Source organism: bacterium, assembly GCA_040755755.1.
GTDB lineage: Bacteria > SZUA-182 > SZUA-182 > DTGQ01 > DTGQ01 > DTGQ01.
Map to the genome: position 1 here is coordinate 1 of JBFLZW010000013.1, position 20490 is coordinate 20490.

Here is a 20490-nt window from a genome sequence, read left to right on the forward strand (position 1 = left end):
CTAATATCGCCGAAGGGTTTAGGAAAAGCAGTAAGGTGGATAAAAAAAGATTCATGAATACAGCTCGAGGCTCACTTGAAGAATGCCGCTATTATTTGATCCTGTCAAAGGATCTTGGCTATGGGGAAACTGCTGGAAGCCTATTGCCGATCCATTCCGACTCCTGGCTCCTGACTCCTGACTCCTTTGCCCGAATTGGGCTTTCAGGTTCACCTGGCTAGTTTTTTTCTGCCCATATAATACCGGAAACTTCAGTCAGGGGTGGGGGAATTTTGCGTTGTCACAAACCCCTAAAATGGGGGAATTTTAGATTATCACAATCACACCACCAGACCAAAAACAACTGGCCGCGTAATTATGGCGACCTGTACTAAGATTCGCTCAATATCTGAGAAGCAAGCTTAAGGAACTTTTTCTTGGCGGACTCAGGGAGAGCTTGAAATTTTTCGATGAGCCAGTCTAGGGCGAGCGTCTCAAGTCGTACCTCGATCTGTTTGATGAGTTTGGCAAGGCGCTTTTCATGTTGTTCTGTAAGGACAGATGGCGGGTTGTTTGCTTTCGTGTGCAAACGGTTAGCATCGGGAGCGGGCATGGTTGCAATATCAGATGCCTCAGACTCGACGGCCTCAATCCAGGATAAGCTCGCTTGGTTACGTTGCTTGGTGATAATATCGACGAAGCTTCCAAATGTTTCATCTACTGGCCAAGGGATTTCCGCTTCGCCATAGGTAGCTTCGATTTCCTGCCGAAGTTTTTCTGCCCGCGAGTTGAATTCCTGCCAAGTTAAACCTTCATTTTGCAATTGACGATAACACCCTTGATATGCCTGCAAGACGCTTCGAATAACACGGAAGTCATCAAGATCATCTTGGCAACCCTCGAATGCCCCTGTCAGTTCCTCTACTTCGTCAATTAACCTCTCAAGTTCCTCGATGGACCTTAATTTTGCTAGCCAAATTCTCCGAGTGCGTGCCATTATTTCGGATTCAGCTTTTTTTAGCTTGTCCATGAACTCAGCAAGGTCTGAGCGAATTTCACTAAGCTCAACCATCTCAATCATCTCGGTTCGCCGAGACATCCCTTGTAGTTTGTTAGAAAAATCTTTGCCAACTTCAAGATACCCCCGGATTTTTGCAATGCGGGGTATCCGGCAAGCGTCTCTATGTTGTTCGAGCCAGGACCGTACATCTCGGATCAGTTTTCGTGCGTCAGCGGCTGTTTCCGCATTGCGGATAAGTAAATTAGTGCGTGCCTCAAGCTCATTATACTGCTCATCAAGCCCAAGCCTTTTCAGGTTATTTCCTACTAAACGGAGCATCTTATGTTTAAAGTTGCCGATGGAATCGGGACTATCATCTTTCGGTGCCTGACGTGCCAGCCATGCAGGGAAGATTTGTATAATTATCTGCCGAGCACGCTCAACAAGAGGCTGCAACTCCTCGGTTTGGTGCCGAGTCCAGAGCACCCCTTCCGAAGTCATACGTTCTATTAGCTCCATGAGTGAGACCGCTCCCCAACTGAGTATACTGATACTATCTTGTTTAAATCCTAATTCGAGCTTGTTGATCGCATCATTTTGAGCGCTATCCATTTTCTTAAGCTCAATTGAAGCAGCCTTTGCCAGCTCTTCCAAATGAAAGAAGCGGTAGTTCGATGCTGGAGGCACTGGAACCCGCTTTTTCAATTCCTCGGCTCGTTCCAGACAATTGGCACGGTCTAAATAGCTCTCCGCCTGCTCCCACTCATCGAGAAAGCTCTCCCATTCTGAAGAGGCTTCACCAATAAAAGCAAGGGCAACATCCTTAAGGGCCATGAGATCGAGGAATTTGCTGCGAAATATTCTATCTTGAGAATCCATTACCCATTGAGAAACATCATATTGCTGGCCGTCACGAACTATGGCAAGCTTCTCAACACGTGGTGCGACAAAGATCCCTAAAAGCAATCCTGCAGAAGCGATATTAGCGCCATAGGGTGGCAGGCAAAGCTGGCGCAGCTCATTTCCAATGATGAATTGCTGCTGATTCGATTGAAGCGTATCGTCCCACTTCTCGGTAACGGCCCGTGCAACTGGATGTAATGGTCTCATCGACATAGCTCCGGACTTATGGAAAAATCCCCAATTGTCTCGCAAGACCGTTACCGCACGGTTCTTAACTTTTATCGGTTTAGCCATCACTGCATCATAATCAAGTTTCCCTCGCAGCAGTTCAATAGTGAGTTCCTGACAACTATCGGCAGCATTGCCTTTGGCTGTGCTGAAACCATCAAAAGGAAATGACAATGGTTTCTTGTAAATTCTTTTGAAAAGTTCAGTGCATGCAGGAACTAAACGATGCGCTTCTAACTCCTCACTCAATGAAGTAACATACTGCCGATTCTTGATCATTTCTTCAATTTGGTTTCGAATTCCCTGAAGCGTTTTCTCTTTATGCGCACCTATGAGGTTCCCGAACCGAGCGCGATCTTCATCGGTGATCGACTCCTCCAAAACTGCCAGTTCAGCCAAAGCTTGGCCCAATGTTCCATTTTCATCATAGAGGAGTAGGACCAATATGGGCAGCGCAGTAGTACCGTTTTCACGAGCTACATCGCTCTCACGAGCCGCACTACGAAGCAGCCTTTTGGCCTCGGAAGCTGCCGCATCAGGATCATAGCTCTGGCCGACATAACAATAAATAATAGTTCCTCTTGGTTCGTCAACCGCTACGGCTTTTTCCCATCGATCTGTAGCGAATTTAATATGCGTTTGTAAAATTTCAAGATTCGATGTTATCCCTTGATAACGCCATTCCTTGGTAGTGATAGAGTTATCTTCAGCAAAATTGCTTTCTATATCCCCAAGCAGGTCGCACCACTCAGATGCTTTTCTTACAAAAAGCTTGGCTTTTCCGTCTTCGTCGAAAATACTCGCTACCCTTTGCCTGATGAACGCCAAAAACTGCGTCCGTGGTATGGCGTCGCCCAGGATATCAAAACTTTTAAAGCGATCATCCCAATCGAGAACATTGTACTCCTCTTGGAGTTGAGTAGCTCCATCGCGTACCACAGGAAGCGATAACCCTGTGAGTGCAGCCAAGGCCATAACAGCCTCGTCACGGGAACCAACCTGCAATCCCATCTTGGAAGCCAGAACGACACCTCGAAGGATTCGTATGAGACGGTCCGGCAGTTGGGCACCATGTCGTGCATACACGGATGAAAAAGCATGAGTAATAGATCCCTGCTGGCCAGTTTCCTCAGATGAAATGAATTCCTGCTGTAGTTCATCTGACCACAGATCAACCGGTGCTAAAGACCAATTCCCTTCATCACTGAGCGTGAAGCCTGGGGAATTTTGGAAGAAATCACCAAGTAAAGTCAGGGCAGACCGCTCCTGGAGATGCTTGCCTGCTGCCGCAAGATAAAACAAAAACCATGTTGCATAGGGAGATAGCGGCCAGCAACCTTTTCTGATCACGGTATGAAACTGTTCGGGATCGCTCCACAGCCTGTAATTACGGGATTGTGGAAACCATGAATTGAGGTTATTTATTATTTCTTGTGATTTCCGGCGAGCTAACTCTCCATCAAACCATGAATCCAGCTTGTCTGGATCTTGCTTCTCCAGCAGATGAGCTATAAGCGTCTCCAGATTGGTGGAGAGATAAACTTTGCTGGCAGATTGATACCGTGTGACGTAGCGAAGAATTTCGTTTTTAAATTCCGGGGCAACTCGCTGTACATAAGCGTTAAGCTCAAATTGAATAAAACCCACAAAGCAAGCTGTGTCGGCATGCCCTTGAATCCCCTCAAACATGTCCTGAAGCACACCGCTTCCGGCAACCTGGCTGCGGACCGTTGCAAATTCAGTATATCGCCCAAATTCATCAAAAAGGATAAGAAGTCGTCGAAAAGGTTTGTCTACGCCGCAATACTCTCGTGCCACTACGTCAATCACATCTTGCACAGACTCGCCACCTAAAGCGCGGATTGGCATACCTTGTGAGGCGAAAAATTCATGGACTTTAGCATAAACATGTTCGTCCTGCCTTTCGAGCGCGTTTAAAATGGCATCGCGATTTACTGTACCACACGCATCGAGAAGCTCTTTGATGATAGTGTCGCTCGACATGCGGATCAGAGTGGCAGCTTGCTTGAATCGTGGCCTCAGTTCGTCAAGCGGCCTCGTGTCCATGTTTCTGACTCTTATTTGCTGTACCACTTGCCGAATTAACTCGGCTGTCAGATCGAAGCTCCCCATGCCGTTAAGCGCTACGATGAGGCAGGGATGGTTTGTTTCTCTCAGCATAGCACGGATTTCACTGCCGATACCTGAATCAGCAACGTCGAGGGATGATAGGATATGCTCAGAAATGCCATTTGTCGGATTGGCGAGTAATACGGCAAGAGTAAGGGCTAAATGTGACTTGCCTGTTCCGTAACCTGCAATCGTCAAGGTGAAGGGCTGGTCCTCAAGTCCGCAACAGCGCCGAACAATTGCACGTATGAAGCTGGCAGTGTCTTGCAGTTGATGACCGTGAGTGCTCCCCACATCTACTTGAGTAACACCGTGGTACTTTGGTCCGTGGAAGATAAATGCTTCGGCAGCCGCGCGGCACTTTTCTTCATCATTAAGAAACCAGTCAATATTTACAGCACCATGAAAGAGCCTATCACCTCGGAATTTAACTACATCCTGGACTTGTATTGGCATTACCTAAGCCTTCTTTTTATAAGAATCTGACATCAAGTAGTCTTTATATCAGATGTTATATCAGGTCGTTGTAGATTCGACACCACATCTCCTCAGCAGTAGCTTTTCGCCGCAAAATCCACGGATCCATGTGCCGGTCTACCTCAATGATTCCCTTCCGTTCAATCAAATAAAGAACACGTTGCACATTGGAAATATCCCAGCCGGGTATCGTACGCCAGCCAGCTTTCGCGTCCAATTCAGTAACCGTTACCTGACCAACCTTGGGGAAGTGTTCATCCATAAGCTGGAGCATCCAGGCACCATATGCGAAACCAAACTCATCAGCAGTCGGCGCCTGTTGCCGGGAAATGATATCGTTATTATCCGACGATAATACACCGCAATTTTTGAAAGACGCTTCGTCCTCATACATTCTTACGAGAGGGCCGATCAGACCACTTTGCTGAGTACTGTAAACAAGAGCTAGATATTCTGCGAGTTTTTCTCTTGGGAAACTCATGCCTAATGCCTGGGTGCCATCAAAAAATGCATAATACCAGACGTCAGCGCCCATCAGTGGTCCGCAGAGGTTAAAATGAGCAATCCACTGAGTTACCCGCTCTTTCAGGTATGGATCTTCCAGAAGGACAATACGCCCAAACGGTGTCAATTCTGGCCGTTTAATACCTGGCTGCTCCCCTCCTGCCAGCCTCACTAAACCCATGCCTCGGCAGTAATCCAAAATGGCAGGCACTTTGCCGCTGGAAACTCCCGTTGGGATACCCGTCACTGCCGATATCTCCTGATAATCTCCTGCCTTCCCAGAAGCAGCATACCGCAACATCGCATGGATATACTGTCGTTCTGGGATAAATGTCTTGTGAAAGTTACGCGGCAATCGCGTTGGCGTCTGACTTGCTTTAGACACTATCGCTCCTCTTAGGCATTAACGCTTCGCTCCGATGCTTAGATATTACTGCTCCGCTCCGATAAAGAGGTAATCCGGATCCTGAAGGGTTTAGCCTCCAGTTTTCCTGTTGCCTCATTCAGACTGGGACCGAGCGAGTAGCATTCTCCCTTTTCGAGTGATGTCAGATGGTTCATCCAGATATCGGCTTTTTCGTTCGTTGAAATAGCGATGATGTCCGCATATGTCCGGACTTCAGTGTCCGCTGGCCGGAAAAACAGCTTATGAGCTGCATTAAAGAGTCGATCGCGCTCGTCCTTCTGTAAATTACTCATAATCTGGGTGGCAAGGATGAGGGAGAAGCCGAACTTGCGACCTTCACGCAGAAGCTTAGCCAATGGGCTTTCCTCCCGGTGGTCCAGATTTTGCACTTCGTCTAGTACCACTACCCGTGGACAATCTTTTGTTCCACGTCCACGGTAAAACCAGAAAAGATCAATAAGTGAAAATTCCGTAATCAGCCGTGCTGCATCTGGTAGAAAGCCTGCAAGCTGAATCACGTGACAGCGTTGTTGCGAGTCATTAAACAACCTCTCCCAGCTTTCCGGATCTTCCACACCGAATGGGTTTTGATCTACGAAGGGGAGAATTTTACTAATAACGCTTCTTGCAGATGAACCAATAGAACCTTTCTCTTTAGATATCTCTTCCAAATAGGGGATAAGGTCAGTTAAAGTCATTCCTGCTTCTCCAGATGCAGTTATTCCGCGTTTCACTGCTTGGTACAGGGCTGACTTCTGCTGATCGCCAAAACTGTATACTTCCCCAAAAACACCGCTGATACGCTGGGCCGTGTTAGCATCTCCTTCAGAAATAGATTCTCCATTGATCACCTCGACCTGCTGTTGCCGGAAGGGATTGATAGAGAGAGGTTTCTTGCGAACAACATGCTGGACAGGCTGAAGAAACGCTTTAAATTCCTCCTCAAGTTGATTGTCGAAAAAACCATTTGTATAGTCCACAATGAGCGAGTTTTGCCCGCATCGGCCAAGCTCGTATAGGAGACATTGAATCGTGTAGGTCTTGCCCATCCCGGAAGTGCCAAAAACAAGCATGTGCCGGTTAGTCAATTCCTTATGACCGAATTCCCAGTAAACAGGCCGAGAGCCTTTCGACGTCGTACCCAAAAGGATTCTATCGGGTATCTTGATTTCCATAGGTGGTAGCGTGCGCTGCTGCTGCCCTACATCCCCCTCTTCATCTGGGGGCTGCATCAAAGGCACATTTGACTCTTCATGGTCAAACTCAATGCATGAGGCACTCGGTTCGATACTTTCCTTTTCTTCGCCATCTTTGGGCATTATCGGCAGCTCAGGAATTATGGTGGCATCGAATTGGATAGGGCTTCCTTCCCAAGGAAAGGCACTTGCAGCCTTAGCTGTGCACAAGGTCCGTACATAAGTACTCCCGGCAGACACTACGTTTATTCCTAATTCCTGTTCCTCAAAAGCATATGGCCACACATCATTGAGTGACAAATTTGCGCCGGCATGGTCTGTCCAGAAAAAAATGGCAGCGGCACGCCATTCGATATCATAATCTCCTTCGGCAAGACGTTCTAAAGCGGTCAAAACCCGCCGCTCCTGGTCACGCCTGGTGATTTCTGCTTTGCTGGCAATTAGCCGGTGAATTTGCAGCCACCAATACCGTTGATCTGGACGATCGTCTTCAATACTTCTGTTGTTAAGTCGTGGTGTGAATACGGCTATTAAGTGACGCAGCCCGTTCTCAAGCTGCTGTTGCGATTTATCTTTATGCGTATCTGCCATCTTGGCCAATTTGCATTCAATCAGCCGAAGATCAAGGTGAAACCGACCATCGTCGCCTACACGGGCTATAATCCATAGGAGATCCGGACGAGTATCACTGTCTGCTGAATCAAACCAGTGCCGATAAGCATCCAATGACACGAGCTGGTCGCACAATGCATCTCCACCTGCGGATAGGATTTTGCGGGTGAGTGCATAGGCCATGAAATCACGAATGTAATGGCCGACACCAGTAGCGCGCACTAACGAGAGCCCTGACAACCGACGGGACTCTGCAAGGACTCCTTTAGCTACACTCTCATAAACGTCGGCAGACCAACCACTATAAACTTCTCTGATAGAAGCCGTGAGACGGTACAAAACATCCGCTAGGCTGAACTGTTCAGTAGAAATTGTGTAGTTCGCCTCGCCATGAGATCCGACCCCAGAACCAAAGCCGATAATCTCACGTTCTTCCAGCGTATCACTATGCTTCTGGTAAATCAATTGCTCATCTATGCTTGGATCAATACAAACAACCCATTCAGCTCGCTGGTGAAGCTTATCAACAACTCCCTCCCACGGTTTGTAATCACCAAACCCGAGCACAACATGGTGTGTGTTTTGTTGCGTCTCTTGATTTTTCAGACGGGCCATCAATTCTGCGTGTCGTGTAGTAATATGAAATTGTCGGTTACTCAATATACGTGCCCGCTGGAATTTCCTGCCAGGGTCCCTGACCGCGCAGAATGACTTTTCGAGAATAGGAAATTTAAGTGTACGAGAGGTCACCACATAAGGCTCGACACGTTTAAAATCGTTCTCCTGTTCACCAGCTCCAATAAACCTATTCAGTATGGCGATATCAACCTCAAGTCCTTCATCAATTAGCTTCCGAAATTGATGATAATAATCCTGATGGGAAACAAGCCGGTGGGCAACAGACAAGTGGCTGTACTGGTAGTGAGCGAGTGATCCCAGCGTCTCAGATGCTTCCCATCTCTCTTTCCACTGGTTGATCCATCGGGAAACACAGGCATCGTCGCTCGATTCAGTGAATATGGTCACTGACATTGTATACTTATGGGGTTTGGTTAAGTTATCCTCATAGACCTCACTATAGACCTCACTCAAAAACTGATCTACGGCTGCGATTATCGGCTGAATGTCCTGGTTTTGGTAGATCGCGATACTCAACCCATCATCAGCGTGAGGATGCATTTTTCGGTAATCTCTCAAGATGCGATATATCAACATAGATTCTCGGCTCTTGTGGAAAAGATCGGTATCGCTCACATCTTCCTCATCAAAAGCATCGTAGCGTAAGAGCATCCGCGTAGTAAGAGAGGCTTCCCTGTTACCTATGCTGCCAATTCGATGGATCAGATTTTCTCCTCGCACATTCGTATCCAGGATATGGTTCCGGTCCTTTATTAGTCCGGATAGAGGCATCTGTATAGCTGCTAGATCGATATAGTTCTGCCAAACGGCACTGGCACTATGAAAGGCTCGTGGGTCAGATGCACTCAGGGCATTCCCTGCAATGGTTCCAAAGCAGGTAAACAGATATCGCTCATGTGCCTGTAACATCTCTAACAAAGCAGGATGCAAAATTGTCACTACTCCCGATGGCTCAAATTTATCCCACACCCATCTATCGCCCTCTTCACTCCGCCGTCGGCAGACAATGAGGAATGACCGGAACAGTAGCTGTGCAAGCGGGCTACCTGCACACTCAGGTTCACGGAAAAGATAAGCATCGAATGCATCTTCATACGCTTTTCTTAATGAGTCCCAATCATCTTCCAAGGCTGTATGTAATCCTTCGGTCTGGGCTTTCTGTATGAAGCGGCCGTATTCAAAGGCCAGTTTTTGTACATGCTTCAAAAGCGGGTCATCTTTGTCCAAGTCTGACACACTGAGTAGATTAAATATACTGCCGCCTTCATCCTGAATGCACTGGCGGAGAACACGGCGAATCTCCTCATCATCCTTGGCAAGCATAAGCTCTTCATAGTACGGCACGTGAAATACCGGCAGACAATAGCCGCCCGCCTTTTCTATGCCCTGTGCAGCCCACCGCACAAGCTCATCAACTATTCTATAAGGTTCAATTTCCGGTAATCGCCATGCAAACTGCTTGGTGACCGGTCTTTCCCACCCTTCTCCCACCAATTCCACGGAAAACTGCAAGAATGGCTCTGCACTACGAGCCGACTGGCAATCGATATCTTCCCTCACAAGGTGCGAATGAACCAATACGTTCTGATCCTCTCTGCACAGTTTCGTCTGTGCGATCTGTTGCTCTAGCAGATTATCAATCCCTCCCAGCAAGCGGGTTAAATAAGTGCGCGCCTTTAGCGCACGCTCATCAGGGGATTCTCCGTCACAGTCATGTTTGAAAAGACATGATTCAATGCGTATCTCTCTCAAGCTCAAGACATCCTGGGCAAAAACTCTCTGCCTTACTGCTTCTTCTTTGAACTCAGCCAGCGTGTTCCATAGAGCAGTCAGTACGACTTGGACAGGCCCACCTGTCAGCTTTTTAACTGTCTCCTTCTTCGGTTTTGGCTCTTTGGGAGCCCGGAAGCCAAGAATATGGTCACGAATAGTGACAAAGTCGCATCTGCGTAACTTGATGCAGAGTTCATCATTCCCTGTCTTGATGTATTCTGTAAGAGCATCTATAAAAGCTTTATCACTATCGAAAGGCTCCCGAACACTCTGGTCGAATAATTCCCCAAGTTCACGATGCTTTAGAAATTTTTCAATTGTTTCAACTGCCCGCTGGCGAGGGCGATCCTCAAGGAATGCATCATAAGAGAAGAATGATATAGCATCACCTACATATGGCCCAAAAGACCGCCGAGTGGAAAATTTATACGTTGAGAAAGAAGGTAAACCAAAACACCCAAGGCTGCGCAGCAGAATCTTTTCTGCATCTCTTCCATCTTGCGCTGCTTTCAGGTTGAGCTCTTCCAGCAATGTGCTGATCTGGAGGATATCCGCTAATCCATACTCGATCGATGATTGAAAAATAACGTCAAAATGATGGAGTGTGTTTTCCTCAAAACCTACCGATGACTCATTCAAAGCTATAGAGACCCATGGAGCAAAACTACCCTGTAGTTCCTCTTTCCAGATCGTGCGAAAATCGCAGTGATGAAAATCCGCCAGACTGGAGGAATCAGTGACCCTATCAACTCCTATCAAGAGAATTACAAGAAATTCACCTTGCTTAGCAGAGGCATTGCGATAGCTTGTCAGGTTGCCCTGTTCGTCGCGCCATCCCTTATTGTAAATTTCGGTGATTTGTTTTCTTATAGCAACATCATCTGCCGCTTCCCACTCTCGGTAAAGGATATTCGCAACCTTGATCAGTGGTGAGATCGTTCGGCTTTGCTCGGCACAGTAATTAACCAGGCGGTTCCCAACTTCCGTAACCACAGTAGCCGGTACGCTAGGCATCATGAATAGGAGCTTGCTGCCAGGTTCTCCCTGGCGAATATGGCGCTCTATTTGCTTGCGGATATGCTCAAATACAGTCTTTGCAAAGAACCTCATAATCCGTTCTTTCTGCCATCAAAGGGATTAGTGACTAGAGAGCAGGAATCAGACAACCGGATAAGCACTCCGGACGCATTAAGCATTTCCACTACCCATGCATCTAAGTTCCCGTCCAGCATAGTAAGCCGCGTAGCCCCATGCCATTCACATGCCTGGCCAATTTTCTCGCTGTCCAGAGCAATACCATAGTGGGTAAACACCAGCTTTTTGAATGTCTCGTAGGTAACTCGCTCCCCTGGGCGAATCACGGACATCACGAGAAATCGTAGCAGGCGATCATTCAGTACAAAGCGGGCTCCGGTACCTCGCTTCGGTACAACCAAGCCAATTCGCTTGGCTAGAGTTAGAAATAGCTTGTACCCATAACGTCCATCTGCCTCCTTATAAGGATCAACCCACTTCTGTCCACAGGCTCGATCCTCGCGTTCCTGCTGGGCCACTACCGCGCGAATATCTGGATGCCGAATCGCATCGTAAATCATGCGCTGAATGGCACTTACACTACGCCGGGATATCTGCTTCAGGACACTATCCCGTCCCTCCGGATCGGAAACAGCCCACACAAATGCCAGAGGGCCAGCTTTTTCCCCTTGTGCTTGCGGCCAATCAACATAGCGAGCGCTCTGCGCACAGAGACTGCGCAACACCTGCATAGCACAAGCGATTTCCAGTAGCTCCAGCCGTTCAATTGGATCGACGGCTGCATCACAAAGGCGCAGTAACTCAACTGCAAATAGCAGCCCCTCCTGCCAGCTCTCTGCTGGACACCATCCGCAGCGTGTGAACCTTGGATTACCATTCTCATCTTTGTCTGTATGTTTAGAAGTCTCAGGATCTACCCCGGAATCAATAAAAGTAGCTAGTTTGCCCAGGGTTTTCGGACAAGCATTCAGAACTCCGCTGATTCCATCCTCCAGAGCCTTATGAAGGCATTCCGGCGTGCGTTCTTGCTTTGAAAGGCCGAGGTCTGCTTTGGTATTCCACATTTCGATTAAGCTCTCTTCTTGCCTTAAGGCATTGCAAATCTGAAGGTAGAGAAGTTCCCCTCCTCGTGCGAGAAATAATTGTTGGTTATGTGAAAAGAAATCTAAGGCGTCGCCCCATCCTTGTACGTTTGCATCTTTAGCACGTGTTTCTCTCCAAATACTCTCTCCACCAATCAACTCCCGAATGAGAGGCAGGAAACTCTGCGCGCACCAAGTTCTTTCACTCCCTACACCCTGGAACCCCAAAAAGAGGTTCTCTAGTGTGCGTAGTACTTCCGTCCTTTCGGCTGTGCTGGATACTACCAACCTCTCCTGACTACTCAATAAATCTCTCAGTTTATGATAATGTTCCCGGTGGCTTTGATGCCTAGTTTCCAGTTTTGAAGCTCCCAGGAAAGCAAACAATTTTAGGTTAAGACATGCCTTCGCTGTATAGTCAAGGTGTACTTTATCCGGCCATGCTCGAAGTAGATCAAGATATGGAAACACCTGCTTAGATAATAATAAAGTGTTACCTATCTTTTTAGCGGACGAAGCTACAAGTAAAAATTCTACCAACAATTCTGGAACTGTTTGGTCAACAAAGAAGCGACGACCGAAGAGTTGAATGGCGGGATTGCGGTCCTGGCCACGATGTGTGATCATTTCCAAACTTATATGAGGAAAATGTTTAACCATCAGTCACCTCCAGCCGACTTCCGCGCAATGCATAGATCTGCCGCTTGAATGTGTGGTTTGTGCGGGCTCTAATGAGCATAATACCTTCGCCTTGATCCACATCTGCCAACCGAATGAGTTGACCCTTGAACCTCTCTAAACGGTCGATGTAAGATGCCTGTAAACTCTCTCCAATTTCTCCTTGATTTCGCATCATGACATAGTCCAAAAACGGCAATCCAAGCCGAAGCGTAGTATCCCTGTGGTTTTTGAGCATTAGTTCAAGTCGCCCCCCCTCAGCACCATCGTTATTTGGCGAAATAAGGCTTAGTTTGAAATCATCCGCGGGAAAACGTGCTAATACGACTTGGGCACTTTGGCGTACCCTATATGAGCGTCGGCTTAATGTAACATATAGGTGGTCGGAAGGCGTACCCTCTGGAAACCTGATACCTGTGAAGTGTTCCTGAAGAACATGAAGAATCCGTCGAAGCAGGTCAGTTGTCTCCTGCAACGCAAGACCCGCATTAGGTCGCTTCTGCCACCGAGCAAAATTTAAAACCATCAGTGAATTTAAAAAAGTCTTAATATATGTGTCTATGCTATCATCAGTCGAAGTAGACTTATGCAAAAAGAAAATCATTCGGCGTACTTGTTCTCGCGCTTTTGTATCCTTTAGGTTCTCATCAAACTTAAGCCTTGCCCCGCACCTGCGTAATTGCTCGAATTCCTCATCACAGCCTTTCGCATCCAAGCGGAAGACAGGGCCTTTGCTCTGCATCCAGAGTCGCCTTTCCCAAGTAGGACATGGGTGACTGCCGAATCCCTGTTCTCGTATCACACTCACAGTGCGAAGTTGCAGCGCAGGGCTATCGACATCTCTGCCATTATCTCCAAAAAAACGATTGAAAAACATGAACTCAGTACTTAACGGAGGGGCAGCCTTCTGCGACATCTTAACAATGTCCTCACAGTTGAGTCCTGATGTAATCATGTAGGCCAAATGTCCAGACAGTTGGCGCAAAGTAAACCGTGTCCCATACTCGTACATGCGGCGGTAAATTAAAAAAATACGTTCCCGAACAACATCCTCATTTTGTTGAATAAGATCTATGTTTCGGGAAATAGGGCAATTCCTGAAATAAACGCATATCTTACATGCTGCCCAACGGTCAGCTTTAATCATCCGCTGAAAGACCCTTTCAGCAAGTTCAAGATTATCCATCATTGATAGATTAATTATAGAAAAAAAGACGTTATGGAATTGCATTTCACATGGTTTATCCATACTAATTCTGTGGAGTATTTCGCTTTCGGTATACACCCGGTTACCATCTGGAGACTTCCGCTCATAATTGGAGAATGTTTCCAACAACGTGCCTGTATTTGAAATTAAAAGGAACCGCCTTGCGTCACCTTTCAGCATTTCATCAACCAATGTAAGACGTTCGACTGGAGACCATTCACTAAAGTCCTTTATAAGAGTAATAGCAATGCCATTAAACATCAAATTTTCACGCCGAGTCAGATCGTTGGGCAGTGGCTGCTCACAGGGTAATTCCTTGAACCGCTTATAAAGTTCTGTAGCAATAGTAGACTTTCCGTCACCAGCGTGACCAGTAAGGATAACATGCCGCCTTTCTTTACCAAGTAATATTCCATTGATATACGCAGTCAGCGGATGAGAAACATGGATAAGCCCAAAAAAGGCATTTCGAGCCTGGGACTCTGCAAGAGCGTTTTCACTCCCGGCATTCCGGCAGTGAAGTGAATTCAAGTAAGCAACAAAGAGATTCGTTTGCAGCCCCTCTTCAGGTTTTGGTTGCATATGTCCCCAATTCTCTCTTACCGAACTCAAATCCATAACGTTAGCTCCATATCGTAAGAGCGAAGTCTCCTCTGGTACAATTTTCTCTGATCTTTGCACATGTGGATTGGTTATATGTCTGAGTTGTTCATGTAAATATTCAATTATCCTTTGCCGAGAAACCAGATCACGAAGGCAGGTATCAAATTCTTGACTCGCATATCCAAATTCTACAGTCTCCACCAAACGTCGGCGAGTAAGGCGCAAGTTTGGAGTCTCTTTATAATAGTGAAACAATGCCTCTGCATCAGTTTTTACCTTTAGATGCCAGATTTGATCATTTGATAAATGGTAGTAAGGATGTTCGATCAGAACAGTTTTGGGGTCCGTCTCTGGAAAAACGCGAAGCCATGTATCAAGAAATTTGTCATCGAGCCATGATTCCATCGGGAAGCAGTTTTCTCGACAAGGATTCTCCTCATAGAGATTAGCCAGCATCAATAAGAAGATAAACTTATGCGGACTTATTTGTCCATTAGCTCTCATGATGTGTAGAGATTTTAACTTTGACAATATGTAATTTAGTAGGCCCTCTTGCTCACTCATTTTTTGTCTCTGATGAGTAAATTTTCGGGATTGAATGGTTGAACATTAATACCAGCCATACTATCAATGAGAAGTGGCCGGTTTTTTATTGCTTCGGGCATACCATTGCCCGCCGTGGAGGAAAGATCGCGAAGGCTGCCATTATCCCGCCAAGTGTAAGTCCGGCCATCAGAATGCTGTTCCTCGTATTGACATGCCTTCTCAAAGAGGGTTGGATGGTTTGTCCGGAGTCCGCGCCATTCGTTATCCCGTTGAAAAAAACAAAAAAAGCATCCTGACCGTTGACGCCAAGAATAATATGATGGCATTCCGAGTCCTACGTCACTCAGAATTTGGATGATATCGTCTATCATAAGCCTATTATCTATAAAAGGATGGACAGGAATTATATTTTCGTCTGATGGACGGTAGCCCTCTCTATCTTCATCCGCCCGAAGTCCAACATAGCTATAGACGCGGGTACCTCGGCAGTGTTGTCTTAACCATTCTTTATAGGGCCTTAGCTTAAGTTGGCGAGTACACCACCTATTGGTAGGAGAGGGGAGAACCCCACCGTAGTACTTCAGCCAATATTCAAAGCCCCGAGGAGAACGAATGCTTATTATTTCTATGCTTAGCACAGCTCTAATTCTATCTAAGTATTCGTATGTTTCAGGCAACTCACATCCGCTATCAATAAACACATATTCCAAAGGAATTTCAGGGTGTTTCTCACGCATATATACAGCGAGGGCTGCACTGTCCTTACCGCCGGATAATGCCAGAATGTGTCTTTCACGTTTCGCTGTCATTTACTTCTTCTCCTCAAGCGATTCTGAAAGCAAGGCACAGAGCGCAGCACGCATATCGAGCGATTGACTAAAGATATTCGAAAAATTTTGCCTGAGCTTGCGGCGTGTTACCTCGTCAAGTCGAACGACTCGACGATGGGTCTTTCCATCTCCACGGGTCAGGGTAACGACTACGTTGCTATCGTCCCCTAACCCTAGCCCGGCAGCAACCAACTCTCTGAGAGACTCAATACGGGCAGACAGCTCCAACATTGATGCACGGAACGGCTCTATATCGGTGTCATGCCATGAATCTACCGGCTTTTTGATCGTCTGGCCTGCAATACCACGTATCCATTCAGCATCATCTTCACATCTATTGATAAAAGCGCTTAGCACGGATTTAAGACCCTTATCTTGACAAGGGTTGATGAGCGGCGATATGCGTTTTTGCATTTCCTTGCGGAAAGGCTGTAAGGTATTAGTCTTGGCATGGAAACCAAATGCCTCCATAATAATTTGTTGTACTTCGATATTCAAACGGTCAAAGGCATTATGGAGTTCGAGAAGAGCTTCCTGGAGACGGTCTCGCAACATCTCTTTCCATGCACGGTCCGGGTGACCGTCCTTGAGTACAGGCGAAATTCCGAGGGCAATGGGTATTTCCTCAAAAAGAAGCTGAATTGGCTCCCTGGCATTAAGGATAGCTCCACGCAATTTCTGCGCTGCAAGCGAAATCCGGCGAGTGAAGCGAGTATATTGGGGTAGTTCCTCCATAAATCGAACCAAAGGTGTTACTATCCGCAATAGAGAGGGATTGCGGACATTTTTATCAAGTTGGAGAACGTTGGTATCCAGTACCTGCATATACGCCTGAACGACCTCTCGGCGAAGACCGGTTGGTGCATAGCGCCGTAACGAGAATAATTCCGGACGATTGACCATGAGAGCGATTTCGGCTTCCCCGAAATAAGGTTTGAACGCTCTTTCCTGATACAAAGCAATCTCATCAGCATTCACAATCAGATAGTGGCAGAGGAATAATGGAATAGGCCCTTCTCGCATGCCGAATGGCGGTTCCTTGAGCCGGTGAATGAGGGCACGGACATCGATTCCCTCATGTTTGTCTTGGGCAGCATCAAGCATTCCATCCAGCACATTCCATACAGCCGCCAGTTGAGGATGGAGGGTAGCATCAGGGCGTATGAACCTCCATTGTCCGCCAGTATATCGATGAAGTCCGGTTGACCGAAAGAGTGAGCGATAGATTGCGACTTCAGGCCCATAACCAGTGAGTCCAAGATTCTCTTCTCTCTCCCTCGCTACCATAGCCTCTCCCAATTCACGACGGGCACGTGCTGCCGCGCTTGAAAGCTGTTCATAGTTGATCATCTCATTACCGATCTTAGGACATTGGGCAAACACTTGATCACAGAGGCTTGAAATCAGTGACGAGAGATCACGATAATATCTCACTTTCTGTAGTTCACCGAATGCATACCATTGAGCATCCTCAGAACCAGGAGCATAGATCTCTCCGACATAACTCCGCAGTCGATCTTCCGCTGCCTGGACGCGGAAGCGGGCTTCCTTCCGGGCGACACCATCATGAACAAGCTCTGGAGCCTCATCAAAGACCGCCCTTGCCGCGGCTGCTTCGAGAATCAACTCTCTGATTTGATTCTCATGAGCAGTGTATGCAACCAAGATAGGGCGTCCATCTGCACAAGCTGGAGGTAACTCTTGAATTGTGGTCTGATTTCCGAATGCGTAGACGAGCAGTCCATCGTATCCACGCTGGGGTTTTGGTGCTGCTGCGATCAAATCCGTTATTGCCATCCATCGGCACTCAAATCTTCGGACTGTGCCTGTTTCATACGAGTGACGCGAGGCTATTATCGGGACTTGCGGACAGTAACTCTGAAGGGTTTCCACCAAAGGGCGTGTTTCGAGTAAAGCCCTTTTTTCATGGATCGCTCCGATGATGTCAAAGTCCGATCCCTCCCAGAGCCGGTACTCCTGTGCGTATTGACGAAAAATGAGAACTTTTTTCTGAGACAAGTCAGATATCTCATTATCCAAAGTCTGCTGGTCAATACCAAGTGGCTCCAGGAGTGCCAATCGAAGGACCTGTGGGGTTGCCGGAAACCCGAAGGGGCCGGATATAAGGTTCAAAACACCTACGGCTTTAAGAATAGCAAGGCTTTGGGGTGATAGTGAATGCGCCTGGCCAATGATATCTTGAATCTCGACCCATCGTTGTGCTTCAGGACGGTTGATGAAAGTAGTGGTAGATACGGAAAAGAAGTAATCATAGAGATAATCGAGTCCTAATGAGGGTAATCGCTCATCTGTGCCTACCTTGTGATTCAGCAGATAATGGGGCAAAGCGTATGGATCGCCGCTACAGAGGAAAGACAGAAGCGTCCTGTCGTTCTGGGCGAATCTCCGGCATAGCTCGGTCAGCACGATCGCTGACACTGGATGCAAGGGATAGAGTGAAGCTATCTCATCCTCTGTCATGCTCTCCACGCTTGGAAGCTTCGCCGCTTTTGCCTGCTGGGCAATAGTCGCTGCCCACTCCTGAATCTTGACGGCCAAACGACTTTCCTCTGGCCGTTGTACTAAAATTCGCCGGGCTAGTGCCAACATCTGAGGTGTTGATTCAACAAACGAGATATCTTCAAAGCGGCCTTGCACTTTGTTCCACTCTTGTCTTTGCTGAACGGTAAGACCCGACGCATAGCCTTCAAAGGATTGGTGCAGGCAAACCCACAAATAAACACCTGAAATTTCAGCCAGCATCTGCATGACAAAGATATCACCCTTATCGGGGTGATGAACCATATATTCAAGGTTCTTTCCAAACTCATCTATGACAATGATGATAGGCCGATAAAGCTTTTTGTGTAATACTGAAATGCTTTTTGCAATAGTATGGGAATCAGGGTGCTCCTGCTGGCATAGCTGCTGCAGCTCAGATATAGAGTTTTGAAGTTGGGTTCGCCAATGAAGGTCTAACTGTCCGTTGCCCAGTGCCCGAAGCAACCCAGAGAGCAGGGTACGATTAACAGGTTCATAGGTCGCAGTTATCGGAACGCGGAAAAAGCCCTTTCCATCTGTTGATGTACTAATGGCATCGACCAAGTCCTGCTGAAGTTTGTGGTCTACATACCGGAGCTTCTCATGGGCAAGGTTTGTTTCCGGGAGCGCATCGTTTCCAGTAACGGCCACAAGGTAGTTTGCAAAAGCAGACTTGCCCATCCCATATGGCCCTGTCAGCGACCAGGCGGAAACCTTTTCGCCGCGTAGCGCCGAGATGAACCGACCGAGAATTTCACGCGCCTTGCCCGTTATCTGATAATTCTCAAGGGCAGACGAGCAGCCTCTATCCCGTTCCAGATTTACGGAACGAGCGACATTTACGTCAGGATATACAAGGTCAGATAATTTCACTTTTTAGCACCTCGGAACTCCTCATCTGCGTAGTACAGTTCGAGAGCATGCCAGAAAAGGTCGATAGGATTCTCATTGAATAGGAGTTGCCGATTACCCACGGATTCCATAAAATCCACACCTTGCATTTGCGCAGCAGCATCATCCAGCAACCTGCCTGCATCCATTTCTGAAAGCTTGAACACGACCCCTGGCGAATTGAACTCATAAACAATCTTATGCAGTGAGAGGGTCTTTTGATTTGGCTGAGTCAAGTTGGCATAGGAAAAACAGCAGGCTGCAAATATGAGGCTGGGGAGAGTTTGCTTTTCCGCTGTCACGAACCGGAAGGTGTTTGACTCTTCGACGGTGCGGATAATATTGAGTTGAGTAAACGGGCAATCGATACCTACCGTTGGATCAACCTTACCACCTGTATACATTCGGATCAAACAGGATGCGTCATTGTCAAACGAACTCTCCGAGAGTGCCGAGAGTTTATCATACTGCTGCGCGGCAGACACTAAAACCCTTGCAAGATGTTTGCGATCGAAAGCTGGCAGAACACAATGGTTGAAAGCCAGCGACCACGACGCTGACTCAATGGGAGGCACAAACAGTTGCCAATGCAAAAGCCAAAGACTCCCAAGGTCTTCGAGGTATGGGTCCCAGCCATCGTCAGCAAGTAATCGATTTCCCAACTGCGTGGGCTGCAAGGCACCATTTACCCCCTTTTTCCCCTCGCCCTCGCATGGTTCCAAGAGATGAAACGCCAAACACCACGACCGAATGGATCTAACCATATTTTTCCCCACGCCAAGCCTTTCGATCGCGTCTTGGGCAATAAACACCCTCCCATCGCTTATAGCTGCCTCATATCCCTTCTTCAGCCATCCATAGCGGGGCGTGAATGTTTCGTGCCGACTCACTCCTCCTTTTGAAACATGACTCCGTAAATCAGTCATGTTTATCCCACACCCACACATTAACTGCTGCTTTTTGTCCAAAATTCACCAACTCGTCTATCCCTCCATTATTTAACTTCCGTAGGTGAGCCAGCCGCGTAGACCGAGATATGCGGCTAGTAGAGGCATTGCTGCGATCTACTTACAGAACATCTATCCCGCTTGATTGAGGCTAAGATAGGCAGTAATCTAATCCGCTGAGGATCCTTATCTTTTATCATTGGCTTTGCTCACTACAGATGTGATCTTACTTCAAAACAGCTTCTTACTACTGGCTTAGGGCTTGATGTAGGTTGGATCAGTC

The 20490-nt window shown here is 47.3% G+C and carries 9 protein-coding genes; 1 reads left to right on the forward strand and 8 read right to left on the reverse strand.

Annotated elements, in window-relative coordinates; genetic code table 11:
- Nucleotides 1-221, forward strand: a 221-nt coding sequence (locus AB1611_04550; protein ID MEW6378859.1) for a four helix bundle protein, incomplete at its 5' end; no start/stop codon positions are given.
- A 149-nt stretch (nt 222-370) separates the two neighbouring features.
- On the opposite strand, the gene AB1611_04555 is transcribed toward AB1611_04550, so the two are convergent.
- The 8 genes from AB1611_04555 to AB1611_04590 are packed head-to-tail and all read right to left on the reverse strand — an operon-like array spanning nt 371 to nt 20150.
- Nucleotides 371-4696: a hypothetical protein gene (locus AB1611_04555; protein ID MEW6378860.1), complete on the reverse strand. Its 4326-nt coding sequence runs from the start codon at nt 4694-4696 to the stop codon at nt 371-373.
- Nucleotides 4697-4751: 55 nt separating this feature from the next.
- Nucleotides 4752-5606 carry a DUF4007 family protein gene (locus AB1611_04560; protein ID MEW6378861.1) on the reverse strand — a complete coding sequence of 285 codons (855 nt, stop codon included), beginning with the start codon at nt 5604-5606 and terminating at the stop codon, nt 4752-4754.
- Nucleotides 5607-5644: 38 nt separating this feature from the next.
- Nucleotides 5645-10957, reverse strand: coding sequence for a DUF87 domain-containing protein (locus AB1611_04565; GenBank protein ID MEW6378862.1), 5313 nt, complete (start codon nt 10955-10957; stop codon nt 5645-5647).
- Nucleotides 10954-12624: a hypothetical protein gene (locus tag AB1611_04570; protein ID MEW6378863.1), complete on the reverse strand. Its 1671-nt coding sequence runs from the start codon at nt 12622-12624 to the stop codon at nt 10954-10956. Before AB1611_04570 ends, AB1611_04565 begins: the two co-directional genes overlap by 4 nt.
- Nucleotides 12617-15016, reverse strand: coding sequence for a hypothetical protein (locus AB1611_04575; protein MEW6378864.1), 2400 nt, complete (start codon nt 15014-15016; stop codon nt 12617-12619). Before AB1611_04575 ends, AB1611_04570 begins: the two co-directional genes overlap by 8 nt.
- Entirely contained in the window at nt 15013-15807 is a 795-nt protein-coding gene (locus AB1611_04580; GenBank protein MEW6378865.1) for a phosphoadenosine phosphosulfate reductase family protein, read from the reverse strand. Before AB1611_04580 ends, AB1611_04575 begins: the two co-directional genes overlap by 4 nt.
- Nucleotides 15808-19242 (reverse strand): hypothetical protein, encoded by a 3435-nt coding sequence (locus AB1611_04585; GenBank protein ID MEW6378866.1) that lies wholly within the window; start codon nt 19240-19242, stop codon nt 15808-15810. It lies immediately after the preceding gene.
- A complete protein-coding gene (locus AB1611_04590) occupies nt 19239-20150 on the reverse strand; it encodes a DUF4007 family protein (GenBank protein ID MEW6378867.1) in 912 nt (303 codons plus the stop codon). Before AB1611_04590 ends, AB1611_04585 begins: the two co-directional genes overlap by 4 nt.
- Nucleotides 20151-20490: the final 340 nt, after the last annotated feature.